Annotated in this window: 21 protein-coding genes and 2 tRNA genes; 2 read left to right on the top strand and 21 right to left on the bottom strand. The window is 68.3% G+C overall.

Annotated elements, in window-relative coordinates; translation table 11 throughout:
- Positions 1 to 77: 77 nt before the first annotated feature.
- The 15 genes from ccmC to C8J24_RS11265 all read right to left on the bottom strand — a co-directional run bounded on the left by ccmC (position 78) and on the right by C8J24_RS11265 (position 13,966).
- Entirely contained in the window at positions 78 to 803 is a 726-nt protein-coding gene (ccmC, locus tag C8J24_RS11335; RefSeq protein WP_107932387.1) for a heme ABC transporter permease CcmC, read from the bottom strand.
- Between the two features lie 149 nt (positions 804 to 952).
- Complete coding sequence (locus tag C8J24_RS11330) at positions 953 to 2,002, bottom strand: Leu/Phe/Val dehydrogenase (RefSeq protein WP_208620949.1); 1,050 nt, start codon at positions 2,000 to 2,002, stop codon at positions 953 to 955.
- Positions 2,003 to 2,107: 105 nt separating this feature from the next.
- Positions 2,108 to 2,184 (bottom strand) — tRNA-His (locus C8J24_RS11325).
- Between the two features lie 74 nt (positions 2,185 to 2,258).
- Positions 2,259 to 3,023 (bottom strand): type II secretion system protein N, encoded by a 765-nt coding sequence (gene gspN, locus C8J24_RS11320; RefSeq protein WP_107932383.1) that lies wholly within the window; start codon positions 3,021 to 3,023, stop codon positions 2,259 to 2,261.
- A complete protein-coding gene (gene gspM / locus C8J24_RS11315; RefSeq protein ID WP_037532937.1) occupies positions 3,020 to 3,496 on the bottom strand; it encodes a type II secretion system protein GspM in 477 nt (158 codons plus the stop codon). Before gspM ends, gspN begins: the two co-directional genes overlap by 4 nt.
- Positions 3,493 to 4,614, bottom strand: coding sequence for a type II secretion system protein GspL (gene gspL, locus C8J24_RS11310; protein ID WP_107932381.1), 1,122 nt, complete (start codon positions 4,612 to 4,614; stop codon positions 3,493 to 3,495). The genes gspM and gspL overlap by 4 nt, the downstream gene beginning before the upstream one ends.
- Complete coding sequence (gene gspK / locus C8J24_RS11305) at positions 4,611 to 5,591, bottom strand: type II secretion system minor pseudopilin GspK (protein ID WP_037532276.1); 981 nt, start codon at positions 5,589 to 5,591, stop codon at positions 4,611 to 4,613. Before gspK ends, gspL begins: the two co-directional genes overlap by 4 nt.
- Positions 5,578 to 6,213, bottom strand: a complete 636-nt coding sequence (gene gspJ / locus C8J24_RS11300; protein WP_167396745.1) for a type II secretion system minor pseudopilin GspJ — start codon at positions 6,211 to 6,213, stop codon at positions 5,578 to 5,580. The genes gspK and gspJ overlap by 14 nt, the downstream gene beginning before the upstream one ends.
- Before the next feature lie 275 nt (positions 6,214 to 6,488).
- The gene (gspI, locus tag C8J24_RS11295) at positions 6,489 to 6,884 is read right to left on the bottom strand and encodes a type II secretion system minor pseudopilin GspI (protein ID WP_031440015.1); all 396 of its coding nucleotides are present in this window, start codon (positions 6,882 to 6,884) and stop codon (positions 6,489 to 6,491) included.
- A 16-nt stretch (positions 6,885 to 6,900) separates the two neighbouring features.
- Positions 6,901 to 7,383, bottom strand: coding sequence for a GspH/FimT family pseudopilin (locus C8J24_RS11290; protein WP_107932377.1), 483 nt, complete (start codon positions 7,381 to 7,383; stop codon positions 6,901 to 6,903).
- The gene (gene gspG, locus C8J24_RS11285; protein WP_107932375.1) at positions 7,358 to 7,831 is read right to left on the bottom strand and encodes a type II secretion system major pseudopilin GspG; all 474 of its coding nucleotides are present in this window, start codon (positions 7,829 to 7,831) and stop codon (positions 7,358 to 7,360) included. Before gspG ends, C8J24_RS11290 begins: the two co-directional genes overlap by 26 nt.
- A gap of 8 nt (positions 7,832 to 7,839) precedes the next feature.
- Positions 7,840 to 9,066 (bottom strand): type II secretion system inner membrane protein GspF, encoded by a 1,227-nt coding sequence (gene gspF, locus C8J24_RS11280; RefSeq protein ID WP_107932373.1) that lies wholly within the window; start codon positions 9,064 to 9,066, stop codon positions 7,840 to 7,842.
- Between the two features lie 120 nt (positions 9,067 to 9,186).
- Positions 9,187 to 10,830, bottom strand: coding sequence for a GspE/PulE family protein (locus tag C8J24_RS11275; RefSeq protein ID WP_107932371.1), 1,644 nt, complete (start codon positions 10,828 to 10,830; stop codon positions 9,187 to 9,189).
- Positions 10,827 to 13,073 carry a type II secretion system secretin GspD gene (gene gspD, locus C8J24_RS11270; protein ID WP_107932834.1) on the bottom strand — a complete coding sequence of 749 codons (2,247 nt, stop codon included), beginning with the start codon at positions 13,071 to 13,073 and terminating at the stop codon, positions 10,827 to 10,829. Before gspD ends, C8J24_RS11275 begins: the two co-directional genes overlap by 4 nt.
- Positions 13,074 to 13,138: 65 nt before the next feature.
- Positions 13,139 to 13,966 (bottom strand): type II secretion system protein N, encoded by an 828-nt coding sequence (locus tag C8J24_RS11265; RefSeq protein ID WP_107046005.1) that lies wholly within the window; start codon positions 13,964 to 13,966, stop codon positions 13,139 to 13,141.
- 142 nt (positions 13,967 to 14,108) lie between these two features.
- Between C8J24_RS11265 and C8J24_RS11260 the strand changes: the two genes are divergently transcribed.
- A complete protein-coding gene (locus tag C8J24_RS11260) occupies positions 14,109 to 14,795 on the top strand; it encodes a prolyl hydroxylase family protein (RefSeq protein WP_107932368.1) in 687 nt (228 codons plus the stop codon).
- Positions 14,796 to 15,048: 253 nt separating this feature from the next.
- On the opposite strand, the gene C8J24_RS11255 is transcribed toward C8J24_RS11260, so the two are convergent.
- Together C8J24_RS11255 and C8J24_RS11250 are read right to left on the bottom strand one after the other, a co-directional pair.
- Positions 15,049 to 17,865 (bottom strand): TonB-dependent receptor domain-containing protein, encoded by a 2,817-nt coding sequence (locus C8J24_RS11255; protein ID WP_107932366.1) that lies wholly within the window; start codon positions 17,863 to 17,865, stop codon positions 15,049 to 15,051.
- A gap of 95 nt (positions 17,866 to 17,960) precedes the next feature.
- Positions 17,961 to 19,580 carry a hypothetical protein gene (locus tag C8J24_RS11250; RefSeq protein WP_107932364.1) on the bottom strand — a complete coding sequence of 540 codons (1,620 nt, stop codon included), beginning with the start codon at positions 19,578 to 19,580 and terminating at the stop codon, positions 17,961 to 17,963.
- 328 nt (positions 19,581 to 19,908) lie between these two features.
- Here C8J24_RS11250 and C8J24_RS11245 point away from each other — a divergent pair, with 328 nt between their 5' ends.
- Entirely contained in the window at positions 19,909 to 20,244 is a 336-nt protein-coding gene (locus C8J24_RS11245) for a DUF6481 family protein (protein ID WP_031396424.1), read from the top strand.
- A 278-nt stretch (positions 20,245 to 20,522) separates the two neighbouring features.
- Here C8J24_RS11245 and ahpF read toward each other — a convergent pair whose 3' ends face one another.
- The 4 genes from ahpF to C8J24_RS11225 all read right to left on the bottom strand — a co-directional run bounded on the left by ahpF (position 20,523) and on the right by C8J24_RS11225 (position 23,487).
- Positions 20,523 to 22,106 (bottom strand): alkyl hydroperoxide reductase subunit F, encoded by a 1,584-nt coding sequence (gene ahpF, locus C8J24_RS11240; RefSeq protein WP_107932362.1) that lies wholly within the window; start codon positions 22,104 to 22,106, stop codon positions 20,523 to 20,525.
- Positions 22,107 to 22,314: 208 nt separating this feature from the next.
- Positions 22,315 to 22,878, bottom strand: coding sequence for an alkyl hydroperoxide reductase subunit C (gene ahpC / locus C8J24_RS11235; RefSeq protein ID WP_107932360.1), 564 nt, complete (start codon positions 22,876 to 22,878; stop codon positions 22,315 to 22,317).
- Positions 22,879 to 23,066: 188 nt separating this feature from the next.
- A tRNA-Val gene (locus C8J24_RS11230) sits at positions 23,067 to 23,141 on the bottom strand.
- A gap of 73 nt (positions 23,142 to 23,214) precedes the next feature.
- Positions 23,215 to 23,487, bottom strand: coding sequence for an HU family DNA-binding protein (locus C8J24_RS11225; protein ID WP_031438963.1), 273 nt, complete (start codon positions 23,485 to 23,487; stop codon positions 23,215 to 23,217).
- Between the last annotated feature and the right edge of the window lie 45 nt (positions 23,488 to 23,532).

The following is a 23,532-nucleotide window of genomic DNA, read 5'->3' as shown; positions in this document are numbered from 1 at the left end:
GTGCGACGACGGCGCCGCCGCCCAGCGTCACGGCATAGGCGGCAATCACGAACGGCCAGGCGGTCATGCGCGCACCTTCACGCTCTGGCCATCCGACGCATCCGCGCCTCGGCCTTGGCGGTGGCGAGCAGGGTCCGCATCCGCATCAGCACGATTCCCGCGAAGACGAAGGTGAAGCCCGCGAGCATGATCGGCAGCGGCCAGAGGATCGCGCCGTCGATCGTCGACTTGGTCAGCCCTATGCTCGGCCCTTGGTGCAGCGTGTTCCACCAGATCACCGAATAGCGGATGATCGGCAGCAGCACCGATCCGGCCAGACCGTAGAGCGCAGGCACGCGCCCGTCGCCGCCGCGGTCCGCATCCGCCTTCGCCAGCGCCATATAACCGAGATAGACGAAGAACAGCAGCAGCATCGAGGTCAGCCGCCCGTCCCATTGCCACCACGTCCCCCAGGTCGGCCGCCCCCAGATCGACCCGGTCATCAGGCACAGCGCCGCGAATACGGCACCCGGCAGCGCGATCGCGCGCGCGGCGATGCCGGCCAGCGGGTGACGCCAGACGAGCAGCATGATGCTGGAAATCGCAATCCCGCTCCAGCCGCCCATGCCGAGCCAGGCGGCGGGGACATGAATGTAGAGGATCCGCACCGTCTCGCCCTGCAAATAGTCGGGCGGGGTCTGGGTCAGTCCCGCCCAGCAGCCCAGCGCGATCAGCGCGACGCCCGCCCAGAACAACGCAGGCGTCAGCGGCCTGGCGATCTTCAGGAAGCGCGCGGGATTGGCAAGGGCGTGCAGGGTGGCCACTGGGTGTTACCACTATGGCAAGTCGTGACGGACTTAAAGCCCCTCTCCCCACGTGGGAGAGGGCGGGCGGATGAGGGGTATGTGGTCGCGCGCGCCACGCCCCCTCATCCGGCGCTTTGCGCCACCTTCTCCCCGGAGGGGAGAAGGATTTAACGGCCGATCAGGCGCTTTGCGATCGAATCGGCGACGTCGGACGACGGTTCGCCGCTGCGGTCGCTCTCGTCCCAGACCTGGATCAGCCGCTCGGGGATGCGTGCGATCCGCGACTTCACTTCGGCTTCGTCACCCTGGCCGAGATATTCGAGGCCGACATTGATGATGCCGCCCGCGTTGATCACGTAATCCGGCGCATAGAGGATGCCGCGTGCGTGCAGTCGCGCGCCGTCCTCGCGGACGCTGAGCTGGTTGTTCGCGCCGCCCGCGACGACCTTGGCCTTCAGCGCGGCGATCGACATTTCGGTCAGGATGGCACCCAGCGCGTTCGGGCTGAAGATGTCGGTGTCGGTCGTCAGGATCGCCTCGGCGGGGACTGCGGTCGCGCCGAGCTCGCCCGCCAGCGCCTGCGCGCGGCCCTCGTCGACGTCCGCCAGCGTCAGCACCGCGCCGTCCCTGGCAAGCAGCCGGGCGAGCCCGCCGCCGACCGAGCCGACGCCCTGGATCGCGACGCGCACGCCCTTCATGTCGGTCGCGCCGAGCCCGCGCTGCGCCGCCGCCTTGACGCCCAGATAGATGCCGAGCGCCGTGTACGGCCCCGGATCGCCGCCCGCCGCACCACTCGCGACGGGCAGGCCCGAGACGTAGCGCGTCTGCGTCGCGATCACCTTCATGCGCTCTTCGGACATGCCGACGTCTTCGGCGGTCACGTAGCGACCGCCGAGCGATTCGACCGCGCGGCCGAACGCCTCGAGCTGTTCGGTGGTGATCACGTCGCCGGGCTTGGCCGCGAGGACGACGCCCTTGCCGCCGCCGAGCTCGAGCCCGGCCATCGCGTTCTTGAAGCTCATGCCGCGCGACAGGCGCAGCGCGTCGGTCACCGCGCGGCCATTGTCCGCATAATGCCAGAAGCGCGTGCCGCCCGCCGCGGGGCCGAGCTTGGTCGAATGCAGCGCGATGACGGCGCGGAGACCCGAAACCGGATCGGTGAAGACGTGAACGCCCTCATGGTCGTCGAAATCGGGAAGGTCCCAAACCGCTGTCATCGCCGGCTCCATCAGGAAGAAGAAAATTGCTTAAACCTGAAATATTATTTTCCGGCCGGTTTTACCAGCACAAAGCGGCGCAAGGCCAAGCAGTTGGGAAAATAATGGGGCGACCGACGGGACTTGAACCCGCAACATCCGGCATCACAAGCCGACGCTCTAACCAATTGAACTACGATCGCCGCGAAGGCCCGTGCCCCTAAGCGGGCTGTTCGGGTCCGTCAAGCGCCGCGATCATGCGCGGCGTCGAATGTCGTCAAAAACTGCCTTCGATTGCCTGGCTATAGCCGCCGGCCCCGCGCACGAAGCCGATCGATTCGAGCCGCTGCTGGACGATCGGGTCGGTGGGCTGCAGCGTCAGCATCGCGCGGTAGCGGCCCGTGCCGTCGATCCGCAGCGTGATCCCCTCGGTCCCCGCCTGGCTGGCGAGCGGCACGATGAGCGCGTCGCCCTCGCATTTGGGCGTACCGCTGACGGACTGGGGCAGCGTGATCCCCGCGACCTCGCCGCCCAGCGTCGCACGCACCCGCCCCTCGGCGCGCTCGCACTGGCCGTCGGCGAACCGCACGGTCACGCCGTCGAGATCGAGCGTGGTGACCGGCACCGGTGCGAACACCGCGCCGGTCGGGATCGTCGCGGTCAGATCATCGACGCCGAACCCGTGCCGGCTGACGCTGGCCGACCCGCGCAGCGGCCGCGGCTCCGTCTCGGGCCCGGCCAGCACGATCCGCGCGCGACCCGCCAGCAGCGGCAAGGGCGCGAGCCGGGCATGGAGGTCGCCGAGCGACAGTTCGCCGAACCGCGCATCGGTCAGCGTCGCGCCCCAGATCGTGCCCGTCACCCGGCGCGCGACGAGGCCCGCATCCTCGATCCCGACCCAGCCAAGCGCAGCGCGCATCGGCAGGAACACGATCAGCGCGAGCAGCAGCATGCCGCCGAACATCGCGGTCGGGCCGGTCCGCAACCGGATCCGCGTGACGCGGCGTGCGCCGACGCCCACGAAACGTGCGCTGTCGCTCATGCGGCGCGCGCCTTCAACGTCATCGTCACGCTCACCGTACGGTCACCCTTGTCGGTCATGGTCAGCGCGTCGACCAGGATGCCCGCGCGCTCGAGCCGCGCCAGCCACGCGGTCAGCGCGCCGGGCCGCGCCGACGGCATCACGATCCGCACCCGGTCCGCGCCTTCCTGGTCGAGGCTGGTGATCGCGAACCCCGCCAGGTCCGCCTGGGTCCGCACGATCGCATCGAGCGATCCGGTCAGCGGCGTGGGACGCGATCGCTGCGCGTCGCGGAGCAGCGCGACCATCGCCTGCGTCTCGCCGAGCCGGGTCACGGCGTTGGCATGGCGTTCGCGCGCGCTCGACAGGCCGTCGCCGACCGGGCGGATCACCGCGCCCCAGAGCAGGGTCAGCACCGCGAGCGCCGCCATCACCAGCAACAGCCGCTTCTCGCGCAGCGATCGCCCCTCGAACCAGTGCCGCAACCCGGTCATGCGCCCTCGCTCCCGCCTGCACGGCCCGCCGTGATCGTGAATTCGCCCGACACGCGCCCCGCCGCCGCTTGGAAGACGCCCGCCTGTACCGCAAAGCCGGCACGCTCGAGCGCACTCCTGAGATCGGTCGCCAGCGCCTCGCGCTCGACCGCGACGCCCAGCCGGACGGTCCCGTTCGGCTGGAAGTCGAGCGCGGTGATCTCGCTGCCCGGCGTCGCCTGGACCACGGCGAAGATCGTGGCGGTGGTCGTGCTGAAGCCTAGCCCCGGCCCGCGCACGCGCGACAGCCGTTCGCCAAGCTGGCGCCCGGCATCGTTCACCGTCTCGCCGCGTGGCAAGCCGGAGCGGGCGACCTGTTCGGTCTGCGCCTCGATCATGTCCGCGCCGAAGCTGTATTTCGCGATCCGGACCAGCGTGATCGCCAGCGTCACCGCGAGGATCAGCCCCGACAGCACCGCCAGCCGCCGGATCAGCGCCCAGTCGAGCGCGAACCGCCGCCGCCGCGCGAACATCCCCTGCCGCAGGTCGAGCGGCCATGTCGCGACCGCCGCCGCCAGCGCCGCCTCGAGCGCGGCGGGCTCGACGGCCACGGGCGGCGTGTCGCCCGTCACCAGCGCGGTCAGCCCCGGCTCGTCGGCAAATCCGGTCGACGTTCCGCGCACGACCGTGTCGCCGGCAAGCGCGGCGCGGACATAGCCCTCGTCCGGGCGCGGCAGCAGCATCGGCGCGGGGAGCATCGCGACCGGATCGACGCCGGCCGCCGCGAGCATCCGCAGCCAGCCCTGCATCGCCTCGATCCCGACCACGCCGATCGGCCGGTCGCCCTGCCCCTCGTCCCCGACCGCGACATGGAGTTCACCGAGCGGCGCCGCGCTCGCCTCTGCCGCGAGCAGCCGGGCGGCGGCGGTCGCCTGCGCAGCGCTGCGCGACGGCAGCTCGGCCCAGTGCAAGGTCACCGCCTCTGCCGGCGCCACCGCGATGACGCCGTGGTCCGCGTTCAGGTCGCCGCCATCATCGGCGGTCGGGATCCCCTCGCCCTGCGCGACGATGCGCTGGTCGGCGATCCGCATCCAGCGAAAGCCGGTCACGCCGGAGGGAAGGAACAGGAGCGTGGTCATGATGGCTCGCCCCATTGCCGCGATACGAGCCGCGCGGGAAGCGTCGTCGCGTCCATCAGTGCCTGTTCCTGCAAAACCGTCGTCCCCACCGTCACGTCGATATCGAGCGTGAACCATTTCGACACCACTGCCGTCCCCCGTTCGCCGTCCGCATTGGAATTGCCCTGCAACGCCGCGCTCTTGAAGAACACGTCGGTGGTCGCGACCCCTTGCGGCGGGCGTTGCAGGATCATCTGGCGCGCACCCGCGATCGACATCGTGTCGGGAAACAGCATCGCCAGGATCGGTGCCTGTTCGGGGAGCAGCGTGTTGACGTTGATCGGCGCGGCCTGCGCGACCGGCAATGTACAGATCCACGGCCTGAGCGTCGCATAGATTTGCGGCGTCATGCCGACCACCGCGCGGAGTTCGCTCGGGTCGGTCATCAGCGTGCCCGCGGTGCGATAGGGCGTCTCGCGGTTCAGATAGGCGCCGTCCTCCGCGCCCATCGCCTGCTGGTCCTGGTCGCTGTCGATCCAGTCGGCGGCGCCCGCGGCGATCTGTTCGCCGACCTGCGCGGGGATGTCGAGCAGCCGCATCAGCCGGACGAATTGCGGCCGCATCAGCGGGTCGGTGACATAGGCGCCGGCGCGCCCGCTCACCAGGCTGTTGAGATTGAAGCAGTTTCCCCCATCGCGCACGCGCGCGGTCGCAAAGCCGCCGCCGGGCAGCGGCATCCCGAACGGCTTGCCGCTCCAGTCGCCCTGCAGCGTCACGCGTTTGACATTGGGGCCCAGCATCGCGTCGATCCGCGTCAGCGCCAGCGTCTCGGCGGCCAGCGCATAGGCGCGCGCCTGCTCCCCCGCCGCGGCATTGCCCGCCAGCCGCGTCGACAGCCGCAGCTTCTCGAGCGCCGCCCCGGCCATCACCGCGACGATCGCGACGAGCATGAGGACGGTCAGCAGCGCGGCGCCCCGCTCGTGTTCAGGGGGCTTCATTCTGGACCTCCCGCGCGGGCGGCGCATAGCCCGATCCGACGAGGAACAGCTGGCGATAGACCAGGCCGTCGGTGCGCTGGACGCTCAGCTCCATCGCCTCGGGCAAGGGCACGCCCTGCACGCCGTCCCAGCGATCGCTCCACGCGCCGCCGAGCCGGTAGCGCAGCCGGACCTGGCGGACATTGGGCAGCAGCATGGCGGGCGGCAGCGGCGGCGCGCCGTCGACCATCGGATAGGCGATCCGCTGCAGCGCGCCGTCCGCGACGCGGTACGCCACCTTCTGCGTGCTCGATCGGGCTGCGCCGTCGATATTGGTCCAGCCACCGCGGACGAGGCGGAGCATCGGTGCGACGTCCGACCCGCTCTCGCCGACGAACGCGGGCAAGGGCGCGCCGGATTCATCGCGCGTACCACGCAGCGCCGCCTGGCCGAGATCGGCGGACAGGATCGACATCGTCCGCGTCAGCGCGCCGAGATCGTCGAGCTTCGTCCCCGTCGCAATCTGCGCCTTCACGCTGAACGACAGGATCGCCACCCCCGCCGCCGCGATCATCCCGAAGATCAGCAGCGAGACCATCACCTCGACCAAAGTAAAGCCGTGTTCGGCGGAGCGCCTGCCCACTCCGTCATCCCGGGCTTGACCCGGGACCCAGCGCCCAGCAGCGCCGCGCCCGCAACCCTGGGTCCCGGCGTTCGCCGGGATGACGGCAAGAGAGATCACCCCCCCACCCACCCCGTCATCCCGGGCTTGACCCGGGACCCAGCGCCCAGCAGCGCCGCGCCCGCGACCGTGGGTCCCGGCGTCCGCCGGGATGACGGCAAGAGAGATGACGCGCCCGCCCAGCCCGTCATGTGCCACTCGACCCGCGACCCCGAGCCTGACAGCGCGCCGCGCGGTCATGACGTCGTCACCGTCGTCGCGCTCTGGCGCGGGGCGGGGCGGATCATCGTCAGGCGGCCGAGCACCGCGCCGCCGCGATCCGCGACCGCCACGTCGATTCGCAAGACGGACGATCCGCCCATCGCGCGCACCGAGCGCGTCCAGGCCCAGCGGCGGCCACCATTGGTCTCGGCGCCGGTGACGGTTCCGGCGGTCGGCGGCTGCGCCTGCGTCACCGCGTCGATCGCGACGTTGCGCGCGACCATCTGCGCGACCAGCGTGTCGTCGAGGATCGACGCGCCGCGAATCGTCGCGCTCTCCAGACGGACGAGCGCCATTGCCGCGAGGCTGAACACGGCCAGTGCGACCATGATCTCAATGAGCGTGAACCCACGATCGGTTTCAGCAGGCATCGATGCGCGCGGCAATTCAGCGCGCATCGGCGCGCACGGTGCCATCGGCGTCGATCGTCACGGTCGCGTTCGCCCCGCCGCGGCTGAGCGTCACGATGGCGGGCCGGTCGACCAGCCCGGTCGGGTCGAAGGTCACGCGGACGCGGCCGCTCATGTCGCCGATCACCGCGCGCGTGCCGTCGTTCCAGCGTTCGACGCGCATCGGTTTCTCGCTGATCGGCGTCCAGCCGCCCGCAAGCCGCTGGTCGAAGCCATAGCCGCCGCCGGTGATCCAGACGCTGACCGGGCGTGCCTCGACGATCGCCGAATCATGCGCCGCACGCGTCCGCGCCGCGAACCGCGTCGCCTCGTCGAACACGCGGCCGCGCGGATCGGGCATCACGAAGACCGCCACCGCCGATGCGAGCCCGATGATCGTCACCACGACCATCAGCTCTACCAGGGTAAAGCCAGCGTCGGCGTGAAGCCGGGACCTATTGCCAGCTGCCAATATCGGCATCGATCCCCTCGCCGCCTTCCTTGCCATCGGCGCCGAAGGTCCAGACGTCGGCCTCGCCATGCATGCCGGGCGAGGCATAGAGATACGGGCGACCCCAGGGATCGTTCGGCAGCTTCTTGAGATAGCCACCGCGCTGATAGCGCGACGGATCGGTCAGCCCGGCGGGCGCGGTGACGAGTGCATTCAGCCCCTGCGACGTGTTGGGGAAGGTCATGTTCTGGAGCTTGTACAGTTCAAGCCCGCCCTCGATCTGCGCGATGTCGGCCTTCGCCTTCTGGATCCGCGCGGTATCGCCCGAGGGCAGCACGTTGAGCGCGACGATCGTCGCCAGCAGGCCGATGATGACGATGACCACCATCAGCTCGACGAGCGTGAAACCGTTTTCGGCGGAACGCCTCAGGGGCGTGAAACCCGCTTCACGACGCTTCTTCTTCTCTTCCGGACGCATACAAAACCTCATTGGCCTGCCAGCGTGTTGAGCTGGAGGATCGGGAGCAGGATGGATAGCACGATCGTCGCGACGATGCCGCCCATCACGACGATGATCAGCGGTTCGAGCAGCGACAGAGCGGTGGCGGTGAAGCGGTCGAATTCGCGTTCGAGATAGTCGGCGGCGCGCTCGAGCATCTCGTCGAGCCGCCCCGCCGCCTCGCCCGACGCGGCGAGATAGGTCAGCAGCGGCGGGAACACGCCCGCGCGCCGCATCGCCGCGGACAGGCTGCCGCCGCCGCGGATCGCGTCGACGATCTGGTCCGATGCAAGGCGCAGCCGACGGTTGTGGATCGTGCTCGCGGTCAGGTTGAGCCCGTCGAGCAGCGGCAAGCGGCTCGCGACCATCGTCCCCAGCGTCCGCGCCATCCGCGCCGCATGAAGGTCGCGCAGCAGTCGCCCGAGCATCGGGATCCTGAGCAGCCAGCTGTCGAAGGCGAGCCGGAAGCCCGGATCCTTCAGCGCGCGCCACAGGATCAGCCCCGACAGCAGCAGGACCAGCGCGATCACCCACCAGTATCCGACGAGGAAGGCCGAGAACGCCATCACGATCCGCGTCAGCAGCGGCAGCTCCTGCCCGACCGTGTCGAACTGTTCGACCACCTGCGGCACGACGAACATCATCAGCGCGGTGACCACCCCCATCGCGACGAGCGCGAGGATCGAGGGGTAGGCGAGCGCGGTGATCAGCTTGCCGCGGATCTCCGCCTGGCGTTCGAGCAGCGCGGCGAGGCGGTCGAGGATCGTCGGCAGCGACCCCGAACTCTCGCCCGCCGCAACCATCGCGCGGTAGAGCGGCGGGAAGCTTTTCGGCTCGCGCGCCATCGCATCCGCCAGCCGCCGGCCCTCGACGACGCCCGCATGAACGTGCTGGACGATGGCGCGGACGCTGTCCTGCTCGGTCTGGCGCGTGATCGTGCGCAGCGATTCCTCCAGCGGCGACACGCGGTTGAGCGTGGCGAGCTGGCGCGTGAACAGCGTCAGATTCTTGCCCGACATCTTGGGCTTGCCGAGCTGCAACCCGAACAGCGGCCGCCCCTTGGTCGCCTGCGGCGGCGCGCCCGGGCCGATCTTGACGACGTAGAATTTGCGCGCGTCGAGCGTCGCGCGCGCGAGGTCGATGTCCGCCGCGGCGATATGGCCGCGGCGCTCGGCGCCCTTGGTGTCGATCGCGACATAGTCGAAATCAGCCATGCGGGTTGCCCGGTTGCTTAACGCTTCCGTTCGTTTCGAGCGAAGTCGAGAAACCGTCGCCGCGCGCGTGGACAGGCGTTTCTCGACTGCGCTCGAAACGAACCGAGGATTGGCGCGACGTCATGCCGCCGCCACCTCGACGACTTCGGTCGTGTCGCGGCGCGAGACGCGGACCGCTTCCTCCGCCGTGGTCTGTCCCGACAGCACCAGCTCGCGCGCCGACTGCGCCAGGTTCGGCGACTTGGCAAAGGCATGCGCGGTGATGTCGGATTCGGCGCCGTCGGTGTTGATCAGCCGACGGATCGTATCGTCGATGCGGACCGCCTCGAACACGCCGATCCGGCCCTTATAGCCCGTCTGGTTGCAGTCGTCGCACCCTTGCGCGACGTACACGACCGCGTCCGGCGCGATGCCGAGCAATGGCACGACCGTGTCCGATGCGGGTACCGCCTTGCGACAGGTCGGGCACAGCCGCCGCACTAGCCGCTGCGCGATCACCGCGCGGAGCGTCGAGGCGAGCAGGAAGCTTTCGACCTTCATGTCGCGCATTCGCGTGATCGCGCCGATCGCGTCGTTAGTATGAACGGTTGACAGCACGAGATGCCCGGTCAGCGACGCCTGCACCGCGATCTCGGCGGTTTCGCGGTCGCGGATTTCGCCGACCATCACCACGTCGGGATCCTGACGCAGGATCGCGCGCAGCCCCGCCGCAAAGGTCAGCCCGACCTTCGGATTGACCTGGGTTTGTCCTACCCCGTCGACCGCGTACTCGACCGGATCCTCGACCGTCAGGATGTTGCGGCTGCCGTCGTTGAGCAGGCGCAGCGCGGCGTAGAGCGAGGTGGTCTTGCCCGAACCGGTCGGCCCGGTGACGAGGATGATCCCGTTCGGCTCGCTCAGCGCTTCGTTGAGCAGCGCGAACAAAGCGGGCGGCAGGCCGAGCGCCTCGAGGTCGATGCCGGCATTCTCCTTGTCGAGGATACGCAGCACCACGCGTTCGCCAGCCCGGCTCGGCAGCGTCGAGACGCGGACGTCGAGCAGCTTGCCGCCCAGCGTCAGCCCCATGCGGCCATCCTGCGGCACGCGGCGCTCGGCGATGTCGAGCCGCGCCATCACCTTGATCCGGCTGACGACGACCGGCGCGACGTTGGGCGGCATACGCAACGTCTCGCGCAGCACGCCGTCGATGCGCATCCGGACGACGAGCCCGGTCTCGTACGGCTCGATATGGATGTCCGACACGCCGTTGCGTGCGGCGTCGGCGATGATCCCGTTGATCAGCCGGATCGCGGGCGCATCGTCGGCGGTGTCGAGCAGATCCTCCGCTGTCGGCATGTCGCCTGCGAGCAGATCGAGCTCGTCACCCATCCCGACCGCGGCGAGCGCGTTGGCCTGGCCGTCCATCGCATAGACGTTGGACAGCAGCCGGTCGAACGCGGGCGCCTCGACCGTGCCGATCGCGAACGGCCGGCCGAGATAGCGGCGCAGTTCGAGCAGCACCTTGGGGTCTGCGCCCGCGCGCATCGCGATCGTCAGCGGCGAATCGGGGTCGGTGTGGTCGACGACGACGCCGAACTTGCGTGCGAAGGCATAGGGGATCGTGATCTGGGGGAGTGCGACGTCAAGCCCCTCCCCTTCAGGGGAGGGGTTGGGGTGGGGCGATGCCACAAGCGCCGCGATTGCTGGGATAGGCCCCACCTCCAACCCCTCCCCTGAAGGGGAGGGGCTGAGGGCGCCCAGTTCATGCCCCTCGCGGATGATCATTTCTTCACCGGCCGGAAGACCGTGCTCGTGCTGCGCACCGGTACCGCGATCCGCGGATCCTCGATGCTGCCGGGGATCGGCCCCGACGGGATCGGCGGCGCCGCGCCCATGTAGTCGCGCACCAGCTGGTCGATCGACGGCTCGCGCTCGGGCTCGGCGAGCCCCTGCTGCAAGCGCAGATAGCCGTAACGCTGTTCGGTGATCCGCCGGCTGTCGCCCGCGGTGCGAAGGATCGTCGGCCGGATGAAGATCATCAGATTGGTCTTCGACCGCTGCTTCGCCTTCGACGTGAACAGGTGCCCGAGCACCGGCAGATCGCCGAGCAGCGGGATCTTCTCGATCGTCCGGCGCTCGTTGTCGTCGAGCAGGCCGCTGATCACCGCGATCTGGCCGTCGTCGACGGTGCGCACGGTCTCGACCTCGCGCTTGTTGAGGATCAGGTCGCTATTGTCGCTCGACACCGGCCCGGCGATCGAGCTGACCTCGAGCCGGAGGTTGAGCTTGACCGTCCCGCTCGAATTCACCTGCGGGCGGACGGTCAGCTCGATGCCGACATTCTGCCGCTGCGTGGTGCGGAACGCGTTGTCGAAATTGTTCGACAGCGCCTGCCCCGTGGTGATCGGAATCTCCTGCCCGACCAGGCTGTGCGCCTCCTGGTTGTCGAGCGTGACGAGGTGCGGGACCTGGAGCAGGTTCGACGTCGTGTCGCTCTTCACCGCGTTGATGATCGCACCGAAGAAGGTGCTGCCGATCTTGCCGCCGAAGCCGCCGAACCCGCCGGTCGCGGCGAGGATCGAGCTGATCGCCGATTGCTGAAGCGTGTCGGCCGCGCTGCTGGTGTTCTTCGTCACCGTCGTGCTGCCGTCGGTGTTCGTCGTCGTCGTGGTCGACGTGTTGAGCTGTGTCGCGCCGATCGCACCCGCGATCTGCAGGATGTTCGGCGCGGAATTGGAGAAGGTCGACGCGCCGAACGCACCACCGCTGGGATCGCCGACGATGAACTGCGCACCCAGCGTCCGTGCGGTGGTGTCCGACACCTCGGCGACGATCGCCTCGACGAGCACCTGTTCGCGGCGCGTATCGAGCTGGCGGACCACCTCGGCGAGCTGACGCTGGATCTCGGCGGGCGCGGCGATGACGATCGCGTTGGCGCCGATGAAGCGCGTGACGACCGCGGCGGTGCGGCCCCCCGCGGCGGTGATCGCGGGCTGGCCAGAGCCCGATCCCGACGATCCGCCGCTCGACTGGACCGGCTGGCTGACCTGCACCTGCTGGGTGCCGCCAAAGCCCGATCCGCCGCCATTGCTGCCGCCGCCGCTGCTGTTCGCGCCGAAATTGGAGCGTGACAGCGGCTGGCTGCTCGGCTGGGTCGGGGTCTGGCCGACCAGTTCCTGCAGCACCGGCAGCAATTGCTCGGCGTCGGCGTTTTCGAGGAACACGACCTTGATCTCGGTGCCGTTGCGCGCCTTCTGGTCGAGGTCGGCGGCGACCTGTGCCAGCCGCGCGACCGTGGTCGGATCACCGCGCAGCGCGACCGCGTTCGATCCCTCGACCGCGACCACCGACGCGGTCGGTCCCGATCCCGCGCCGCCGCCCTGCGCGCCACCCGCGGCCCCGCCGGTGCCGATCAGGCCCTGCAGCGCGGTCGCGATGTCGCGCGCGCTCGCATTCTTGAGCGCGACGACGCGCGTCGACGAGGTGTCGGTGTCGACCCGGCGGATAACCTCGCGGATGCGGCGGATATTGTCGGCGAAATCGACCACCACCAGGCTGTTGCCGCCGCGGTTCGCGGTGACCGACCCCTGCGCGCTGACCAGCGGGCGGACGGTGTCGACCGCGCTCGCCGCGTCGGTTGCGCGCAGCCGGATGATCTCGGTGACATAGCTGTTGCGCGCCGCCCCAGCGACGCCGATCCGGCTCGGCTGCGACGCCGCATTGTCGAGCGGCTGAACGCGGAACGCCCCGTTCGAGGTCGGTACCGCGACCAGCCCGTTGGCGCGCAGCGTGGAGAGGAACACCTCGAAATATTCGGACCGGCTGAGCGGCCGGTCGGTGACGACGGTCACCTTGCCCGACACCCGGTTGTCGATGATGAAGGTGCGCCCCGTGACCTTGGCGGCATCGGCGATGAACGCGCGGATATCGGCGTCGCGGACGTTGAGCGTCGTCTGCGCATGGACTTCGCCGACGAGCGCCAGCGCGAGGACGGGCGCGAGGACCGAGGCGAGAACTAGTTTCTTCATTGCGGCCTTGGTCTTGGGGTCAGGATGAAAAGCGGTGAACGGCATGGTAGGAATCAGGGCGGAGATCATTGCGGGGGTGCGATCGTGATAGCGAGCGGCAGCGTGTCCTTGCCGCGTTCGACGGTGATGGGCACGTTGCCGCCCTGCGCGAAATCCGCGGCGATGCGGTCGAGATCGCCCGGCCCGGTGACGGGACGCCCGCCGATCGAGGTGACGATGTCGCCATCGCGCAGCCCCGCCTGGCGGAAGGCGTTACCCGAGCCCTGCGACCGGACCGTCAGCCCGCTGACGCGGCCGCCGTCGATCCGCGGGATGAAGCCGATCTCGCTGCGCAACTGGCCGATCGCGATGCCCGCGCCGCCCGGCGGTGGCGCCGCTCCCGGCGCTGCGCCGGTCGGCGACACCGGCGCGACCGCGTCGGACTGGTCGAGGAACAGATCCTCGTCGACGCCGCCGCGATCGATCGTGACATGGTCGAACGCGACCGCCTTCAGCCGGACGCCGGGCTGGATCTCCTCGCCGACGACGATGCTGGTCTGGACATTGTCCGCGCCCGCGATGATCGCCGAGCTCCGGCCCGTCGCATCGTCGATCCGCGTCCCGAACAGCGTCAGCTGCAGCGCGGTGACGGTCGCGGGCCCGGCACCGGCGGGCGCACCCAGCCGGAAGAACGGATCGAAGCTGCGCAGGATGTCGCCATTCGCCCCCGCCGGCGCGATCGCCGCCGGGCGCCACGCGCCGAGCGGCGTCACCGGCGCCACCGCGACCCAGATCAACCGCGCGCATTGCACCGCCAGCCCCGCCATCAGCGCGAGCTCGGCGGCGGAATATACCGTGATCACGGGCAGCCGCCGCAGGATACGGCGCGCACGTGCGTCGATCGTCAATCGCATGAGCGAACCCCCTCCCGACGCGGTGCCGCCGCCATTGGCGCCCCCAATGGCGCTAGGCATGCCATGTTACAGTTACGCGTCAATCTGGCGATAGATTTATGCCGCGCTGGCGCAAGCGCGGATTGCCCGGCAAAACAGCATCATGGTCATTACCTCCGCCGACACGCCTCCCGCCCCCTCTCCGGTCTCGCTCGGCAGCGGCCTGCCCGCCGAGCCGGTCGTCGCGCGGCTGACCGCGGCCCCGGGCGTCCAGCGCGTGCCGAGCCCCAAGCTAACGCTCTTCCTCAACCGCGGCTTCCTGCCGCCCGCGCTATGCACCGCGCTGCTCGAGCGAATCGACACCGTCCGCCGCCCATCGACGATTTCTGATTCGAACGGCGATGCGAGCTATCGTACGAGCGAGACGGGCGACCTCGACCCCGCCGATCCCGTGGTGATCGATGTCGAGGCGCGGATCGCCGCGCTGACCGGGCTCGACGGCATCTATGGCGAACCGCTCCAGGGGCAGCGCTATGCGGTCGGGCAGGAGTTCAAGGGACACACCGATTATTTCGAGCCGACCGGTGTCGACTATGACCGCTATTGCAGCGTCGCGGGCAATCGTACCTGGACCGTGATGGTCTATCTCAACCAGCCCGAGGCGGGCGGCGCGACGCGGTTCAAGGCGATCGACAAGATCGTCCAGCCCGAGACGGGCAAGCTGCTCGCCTGGAACAACCGCCGGCCCGACGGAACGCCCAACCCCGCGACGCTCCACCACGGCATGAAGGTCCGCAGCGGCGTCAAATACGTCATCACGAAATGGTACCGCGAGCGCCCCTGGGGGTAACCGCCCCTACCGCGGCATGCGGGCGCGACCCGGGATGCAGAGCCACGCAGCGGTCCGCCCGTGACCCTGGGTCCCGGCGTCCGCCGGGATGACGGGCGGGTGGCAGGCGCCCCGTTCACCCCCACCCCGTCATCCTGGGCTCGACCCAGGATCCAGAGCCGAGCAGCGCCGTCCCCGGCAACACTGGATCCCAGCCTTCGCCGGGATGACGGGGCGGTGCTAGCCCCCCCGGGCAGCCCGCCACCGCCCGACCTCAGAACGTCGTGCTCAGCCCCAGCGTGAACACCCGGCCAAGATTGTAGCGGTTGATGAACACCTGCGCGCCATTGTCGAAGGTCTGGCCTTCCTGGAACCGCGTGCCGGTCAGGTTGCGCGCTTCGGCCTTCAGCTCCCATTTTCCGCCGACGAGCTCGAAGCCCTGCCGTGCGACCAGGTCGAGGCGGATGCCGGGCTTTTCGATGATGTCGGGCTGGAAGCCGACGCCGCTGAGGTTCGACGGGCCGCGGTTGGTCACGCGGTTGCTGGCATAGTTGAACAGCAAGGTGATCGCCGAGAGCGACGCCGTATCCTCGAGCCCGACCTGGACATTGACCAGATGGTCCGATTGGCCGGTCAGCGACGCGCCGTCGCGGAACTGGAGCGAGGCCGGACCGAAGCCCGCCTGGCACCCGCCGAGCGTCTGGTTGAGCACGTTCGGGACGCAGCTATTGTCCGCGGTGATCGACGACTTCGAATAGGTGTAGTTGGCGATGAACAGCGCGCGCCGCGTCGCGAAGAAGTCCGAATTGAGGAAATCGAGGTCGAAATATTTCTGGAGCTCGACCTCCGCGCCATAGAGCGTCGCCTCGGGCAGGTTGGTGAAGCCGGTCTGCAACCGGTCGTCCGCGCCGGTGTAGAAGCCGACCTGCTCGACCGGGTTCTTGATCTCCTTGTAGAAGCCGCCGAGCGTGAAGCGCTGGTCGCGCGCGAAGAACCACTCATAGCGGCCCTCGAGATTGTAGAGCTCCGAATCCTTCAGCAGCGGGTTGCCGAAGAACAGACGATCCGATTCGGGATCGCGGAACTGCTGCGGCGCGAGTTCGCGGAACTGCGGGCGCGAGATCGTCTTCGACGCGCTTGCGCGCAGCTGCATGTTGTTCGCGAAGTTGTAGGTGAGCGTCGCGGCGGGCAGGAAATAATCGTTCTTCAGCCGCGTCGTCGTCGTGCCGATCGGCGTCACCTGCTCCGCGGCGGTCTCGTAGCGGACGCCGATCGTCGCGCGGACGCCGTCGGTCGCCTCGGCCTCGGCCTGGACATAGCCCGCATGGATGCGCAGCGACGCGTCATAGGCATAGGCGCCGAGCGGTGTGCTGAACTGCAGCTGGATCTGGTTCGCGTTGAGCGAATCGATCCCGAGCAGATAGTCGGGACGCAGCAGGTTGTACGGATAGCCCGGCGCGGTGCCGCCGCCCGCGGCGGTCTGATAGTTGAACTGGAGGCGCGTCGAATTGCGCTTCGTGTCCGAGTAGAAATAGCCGGTCGACAGCGTCATCGGCCGCTCGGTGTCGAGCTTGTACGACAGGTCGCCCTGCCCGGTGTAGAGATCCTCGTTCAGTTCGCTGAAGATGATCGATGCGAACGGCGTGAAGCGCTGGGTCACCTGGTACGCGCCGTTGCACTGCGCGCCGTCCGAGCCATTGGGCGCCTCGACGCTGATCGGCAGGCCGGTCGTGGTGGTCGCCGAGCACAGATAGTCGAACTGCCGCTCGTACGGCGCGTTGCGCTTCGAATTGGCATAGGCGCCGCGCGCGTCGAATTTCAGCGCGTCGGTCAGCTTGAATTCGCCAACGAGCTGGCTCTCGAACAGCTGGCGTTCGAACCAGTTGGTGTTCTGCTGGAAACGCAGCCCGCTCGAATTGTTGTAGACGGTCGCCGACGATCCGCGCGCCTGCTTCAGCGTGTCGTGGATATAGACGGTGGTCGAGCGGATCGTGTTCGGGCCGAATTCGTACCCCAGCCCGATCAGCGCGTTGGTGACGATCCGGTTGTCGGTCAGCAGCGTCTGGAAATCATTGCGCAGCGTGCCGTCGGTCGACACCGAATCCTGCTGCGTCGACGAGCGCGTGCGGAAGGTGTTGCTCGCGCTGAGCGATGCGATGATGCCCAGCCGGTCGGAGCCGAAGTCGAACACCGATCCGCCGCTCAGCTCGCCCGACCAGTTGGCCGGCAGCTGGTTGTTGCGCTGGAGCAGCGTCGTGTTCGCATTGGTGAGCTGCGCGACCTGGTCGGTCGGGATGATCCCGGTGCCGCCAGGCGCGTTCTTGATGAAGGCTGGCACCTTGCGCGCGCCGTCGTCGAAGCCGATCCAGTCCGCATCGCCGCCATAATAGGTATAGCCGAGCTCGCTGGTCGTCACGGTGTCGGCGGAGATCGACCCGCCGATGCTCAGGAAGTTCTTCTCCGGGATCGCCTTGGTCGTGAGGTTGATCACGCCGCCGCCGAATTCGCCGGGATAGTTCACCGAATAGGTCTTCTGGACCAGCGCCGAGCCGACGATCGCGGTCGGGAAGATGTCGAGCGGAACCGACCGGCGCAGCGGCTCGGGGCTCGGCAAGGGCGAACCGTTGAGCAGCGACGACGAATAGCGATCGCCGAGGCCGCGGACATAGACGAAGCCGCCGCCGACGACGCTGAGGCCGGTGACGCGCGTCAGTGCGCCGGCGATGTCGCCCTCGCCGGTCCGCGCAATGTCCGCGCTCGACAGCACCGAGACGATCTGTGCGGTCGCGCGCACGGTGTTCGGGATGTTGCGCCCGACGACGACGATGTCCTCGCCCGCCGCGGCGTCATAGCCGGGGCTCGAGACCTCGACGCCGGCTTCGGGGGCGGCCTGCGGTGTGGCCTGCTGTGTGGTCTGCTCTTGGGCCGACGTGCCCGGCGTCGCGGCATTGGTCTGGTCCGCCTCGGCCTGCGGCGTCGCGGCGGGCCGGGGCGGTGCGGCCGGCGCGGGCGCGGTCTGCGCGAGCGCGGCGGGCGCGACCAGCGTCGAGGTGAGGAGGAGCAGTGTTCCGTAGGCGCGGCGCTTGGACATGGCCTGTAATCCCGATTCGTAAAGTCATAGGCGAATGCCGGGACGGTCCCCCAAGGACCGCCCCGGCATCACGGCGCATTCAGATCGCGCCCGCCTCAGCGGCCCTGGCAGGCGAAGTAGACCGAGCTGAACGCCGGCGGTCCGACGTCCTGCAGCGCGGCATCCGCCGGCCGGACCGTGGTGCGGCCGCCCGTCGTCTGTTCGCCCGCGATCATGTTGACGCAGGCGACGTTCGCCGGGGTCTTCACCACGCCGTTGACGAAGGTCATGTCCGCACCACCACGCAGGCGGATCGCGGCCGGGGCCAGCGCGGTCTGGATGAAGGTGAAGTTGGCGTAGCGGCCGAACGTGCGCGGCAGCAGGTCTTCGGCATTGTTCGAATCGATCTCGGTCGAGAAGGAGTCGGCGGTCGCACCGAGCGTGCGCTGGGCGGCGATCATGAACTGGATGAAGCCGCGATAGCCATTGTCGATATCGAAGCCGTCATCATCCGCGCCGGTGATCGCGATATACTTCAGGTTGCTCGTGCCGCCGAAGATCTCGATGCCGTCATCCGCCGAATTGTGGCTCTGGATGTGGTTGAGCGTGGTGCCCGAGCCGGTGCCGCCGAGCGTCAGGCCCTGGAGCTCGTTGCCGTCGCTGATCGCGATGCCGCTGTAGCGGATCTGGACGTACTGCATCGTGCCGCTGCTGTCGGCGGCCGTCGGGCCACCATAGAAGCGCCCGGTGACACCCTCGATCGCCTGCTGGCAGGTCGTGCTGCTGCCGGCGGCATTGTTCGGGCCGGTGCCGGTGGCGCAGACCGCGACCGGTGCGCGGCCGAGCATGACGATCCCGCCCCACTGGCCCTGCGTCGCGTCGCTGACGCCGTTCGACGCCAGGTTCTGCTGCGAGGTGAAGACGATCGGGGCGGTGGCGGTGCCGACCGCGTTGATCTTCGACCCGCGGTTGACGATCAGCAGGTCGTTGGTCGTTTCGCTCGAATCCGCGGCGATCACGACGCCGGCCTCGATGTTTAGGACCGCGCCATTGTCCACACCGGTCGTGCCGACATCGGTGCCGATCTCGGTCTGGCCGCGCAGGCGGTAGAAGACGCCGGCGATCTTCGGCAGCGTCAGCGTGCCGCTGATCACGGTCGGCAGGCGGCAGGCGCGGAACGTCGCGACCAGGCCGTCATCGGTCGTGCCGGTCGGGCAGACGCTCGTCGCGGTGACCGCGCCGACCGAAGGCACCGCGGTGCAGCGTGCGCCCGAGCCGCCGAATTCGGCCGAGGTCGAGTTGCAGGTCCAGCCCTGGAACGCGGTGTCGGTCGGGCCGTTGAGCGCGCCGACGAAGTTCGTGCTGGTGAAGAAGCTGTTGAGCGTCGACGGATCCATCGGCGTGGTGAGCGACGTCGCCGAGGTCGGATACAGGCCGTTCAGGCCGGTGCTGACGCCGCTGACATTGTTGTTCGTGCCGGCGTTGACGACCGCGAGCTGCTCGTCAGGCGTGATCGTGATGGTGTTGACCGTGGTCGGGGCGGCGAACTGTGCCGCGGTGATCGCGCTGGGCGTCGGCGTCGGCGTGGGGGTCGGCGTCGGGGTCGGCGTTGCCGGCGGGATCACGATGGTGCCCGCACCCGGCGACGCGACGCTGTCCGCGCCTCCGCATGCCGACAGCGCCGCACAGGCGGTGCTGGTCAGCAGGATAAGGCCGATGCGCTTGAAGCTGGTCATTCACGGAACTCCCGGTCGATCATTGATTGCGTGGATCGACTCGGGTCCCCCTGCCGATCTCTCAACGGCGGTTAGGCGGCACAGATGACAGTGCGATGCGGTTTCGATGACGGCCGGATGACGGTGGTGTTTCAGCAATGTGACAACGGGGCGGCGAGGTACGCGCTGAGCCGGGGCGGGACGACGACGGACGGTATCACGGGGACCCGGGGTGCATCACCCCGCTTTCGCTGCGCGGCACAATGATTTAAGGGGCACGGACGCTAGCAAGGCCCTTATCCGGGCAATCCCGCGGATTTCACCGCGATTACAGGAATTTTCGACGAGTATGGCCTCTTTCAAGGACCCCGGTTTTCAGGAACGTACCGCCTCTGCGAACGACGCGAAGCTGAAGGCGCTCGAGAAACTGCGCGCCAAGCCTGCGATCGATCCGGCGGTCGCCGCCGAGCGCGCCGCCGCCCGCGCCGCCAAGGAGGAGGCCGAGCGCGCCAAGCGCCAGGCCAAGCGCGATGCCGAAGAGGAGGCCAAGGCCGCCAAGAAGGCCGCCGCCGCCGAAGCCGCAGCCCGCGCGCTCGAGGCCGAAGCCAAGTCGCAAATGTCCGACGCCGACAAGAAGGCACTCCGCGACGCCAAATATGCGGCGCGCAAAGCCAAGAAGAAGTGAGGAAACGGCCGGGAATTTCCCCGGCCTTTTTCTTTTGTGCCGCCGGGATTTTCGGTCGGCGCTTCGCCACACCGTCATCCTGACGAACGTCAGGACCCAGAGCCACAAGCACCAACGCCCGCAACTTTGGATCCTGGATCAAGTCCAGGATGACGGAGGCGAGTGACGCTTACCCCACACACATCGTCGTCCTGACGAAAGTCAGGATCCAGAGCCACGGACGCCAGCGCGCGTTACCCTGGGTCCGGGATGACGGACGGGGGAGAAGCCCCCCGCCCTCAGGCCGCGAGCGCGTCCTGCTCTTCGGGGGCGAGGCGGATCATGTAGTCGAACGCCGCCAGTGCCGCCTTCGAGCCTTCGCCCATCGCGATCACGATCTGCTTGAACGGCACCGTCGTCACGTCGCCGCCCGCGAACACGCCGGGGATCGACGTCTCGCCGCGGTGATCGACCTCGATCTCGCCGCGCATCGTCAGCGCGACCGTGTCGGTCAGCCATTCGGTGTTCGGCACGAGCCCGATCTGGACGAAGATCCCCTCCAGCTCGACCTGATGCAGCGTGTCGTGGTTGCGATCCTTGTAGCTGAGCCCCGTCACCTGCTTGCCGTCGCCGAGCACCTCGGTGGTCATCGCCGAGGTGACGACCTTGACGTTGGGCAGGCTGGCGAGCTTGCGCTGGAGCACCGCATCCGCGCGCAGGTCGCTGTCGAACTCGATCAGCGTGACGTGCGCGACGAGGCCCGCCAGGTCGATCGCCGCCTCGACGCCGCTATTGCCGCCGCCGATCACCGCGACGCGCTTGCCCTTGAACAGCGGGCCGTCGCAATGCGGGCAATAGGTCACGCCCTTGTTGCGATACGCCTCCTCGCCCGGCACGTTCATCTGACGCCAGCGCGCACCGGTCGACAGGATCACGGTCCGCGCCTTCAGCGACGCGCCGCTCGCAAGCTGCACCTCGTGCAGGCCGCCGACCTGCGTCGCGGGGATCAACTTGCTCGCGGTCTGCAGGTTCATCACGTCGACGCCATATTCGGCGACATGCTGCTCCATGTGCGCGACGAGCTTGGGCCCCTCGGTATGGGCGACCGAGATGAAATTCTCGATCGACATGGTGTCGAGCACCTGACCGCCGAAGCGCTCGGCCGCGATGCCGGTGCGGATGCCCTTGCGCGCGGCGTAGATCGCCGCTGCCGCGCCGGCGGGGCCGCCACCGACGACGAGCACGTCGAACGGATCCTTGCCCGCGATCTTCTCGGCCGCGCGCGCGGTGCTGCCCGTGTCGAGCTTCGCGACGACCTGCTCGACGCTCATCCGGCCTTGCGCGAACGGCTCGCCGTTGAGGAAGATCGCCGGCACCGACAGGATGTTGCGGTTCGTGACCTCGTCCTGGAACACGCCGCCCTCGATCGCGACATGGCTGATCCGCGGGTTGATCACGCTCATCAGGTTCAGCGCCTGCACCACCTCGGGGCAGTTCTGGCAGCTGAGTGAGAAATAGGTCTCGAACGCGAAATCGCCGTCGAGCCCGCGTACCTGCTCGATCACCTCCTGCGTCAGCTTCGACGGATGCCCGCCGACCTGGAGCAGTGCGAGCACCAGCGAAGTGAACTCATGTCCCATCGGGATGCCGGCGAAGCGCACGCCGATATCGGTGCCGGCACGGCGGATCATGAACGACGGGCGGCGCTTGTCGTCATCCTTGCGGACCATCGTCACCGAATCGGACAGCGCCGCGATCTCGGTCAGCAGGCCCTCGAGCTCGCGCGACTTGGCGCCGTCGTCGAGCGAGGCGACGAGTTCGATCGGCTGGACGATGTTCGCCAGATAGGTCTTGAGCTGCGCGGTAAGGTTCACATCGAGCACGGACGCTCTCCTGTCTGATGAAAGGGACGCGCGGCGGGCTGCCGTCGCGAAAATCGTCACCCCGGACCGGGTCCGGGGTCCACCGTGCCGCACGACATCGGGGCGTCATGCGGCAGGGTGGCTGCCAGACCGAAGTCCGGCAGGCCGGGGAAGGAGCGAACCCCTCCCCCTTTGGTAACGAAGCCGGGCGACCGGCTCCGTCAGTGGCTCAGATCTTGCCGACGAGATCGAGCGACGGGGCGAGCGTGGTCTCACCCTCTTCCCACTTGGCGGGGCAGACCTCGCCGGGGTGGGCTGCGATATACTGTGCGGCCTTGACCTTGCGCAGCAGCTCCATCGCGTTGCGGCCGACGCCTTCCGAGGTAATCTCCATCAGCTGGATCACGCCCTGCGGATCGACGACGAAGGTGCCGCGATCGGCCAGGCCCTGGCCTTCGCGCATCACGTCGAAGTTGCGCGTGATGGTGCCCGACGGATCGCCCAGCATCGTGTAATCGATCTTGCCGATCGCCGGCGACGTGTCGTGCCAGGCCTTGTGCGAGAAATGGGTGTCGGTCGACACGCTGTAGACCTCGACGCCCATCTTCTGGAACGCGGCATAATTGTCGGCCAGATCCTCGAGCTCGGTCGGGCAGACGAACGTGAAATCGGCTGGGTAGAAGAAGAAGACCGCCCACTTGCCCGTGACGTCGGCGTCCGACACCTCGATGAACTTGCCCTGGCGATAGGCCTGGGTGGAGAACGGCTTCAGCTGGGTGCCGATGATCGACATGGGGTAGCTCCTTAGAATTGTGCGACGCATCATATATGGGATGCTGCGGCGCAGCGTGAAATGCAGAATGCCGATCTAGTACATTCACGCAGTCGATCACAGAGGCGCCAAAGATCGACTAAGGCACTGAAAAAACCCCGAAAACAGAAACGCCGGCCCGCTCGCGATGGAGAGGACCGGCGTAAATCTGGTGGGCGCGACAGGGATTGAACCTGTGACCCCACCCGTGTGAAGGGTGTGCTCTACCGCTGAGCTACGCGCCCGAAACTGGTTCGGAAGCGGGCCTTTAAGCGCGGCATGCCGCGCTGTCCAGCCCTGTTGGTCATGATCGGTCGATCAGTTGACCGAATCCTTCAGCCCCTTGCCCGCCTTGAACTTGGGCTGGGTCGACGCCTTGATCGTCATCGGCTCGCCGGTGCGCGGGTTGCGTCCCGTCGAGGCCTTGCGCTTCGAGACCGAGAAGGTGCCGAACCCGACCAGCCGGACTTCCTCGCCCTTTTTCAGCGCAGCCGAAATCGCGTCGAAAACGGCTTCGACGGCCTTGACCGCATCGCCCTTGACCAGCCCCGACGTGTCCGCGACCGTCGCGATCAGTTCCTGCTTGTTCATACAGTTAATCCCCCAAACAAATACCGAATCGGCAGCGATGGAATC

This window comes from Sphingomonas aerolata, from assembly GCF_003046295.1.
In the GTDB taxonomy this organism is placed as follows: Bacteria; Pseudomonadota; Alphaproteobacteria; order Sphingomonadales; family Sphingomonadaceae; genus Sphingomonas; species Sphingomonas aerolata.
This window is presented reverse-complemented; position numbering and strand designations above follow the sequence as displayed.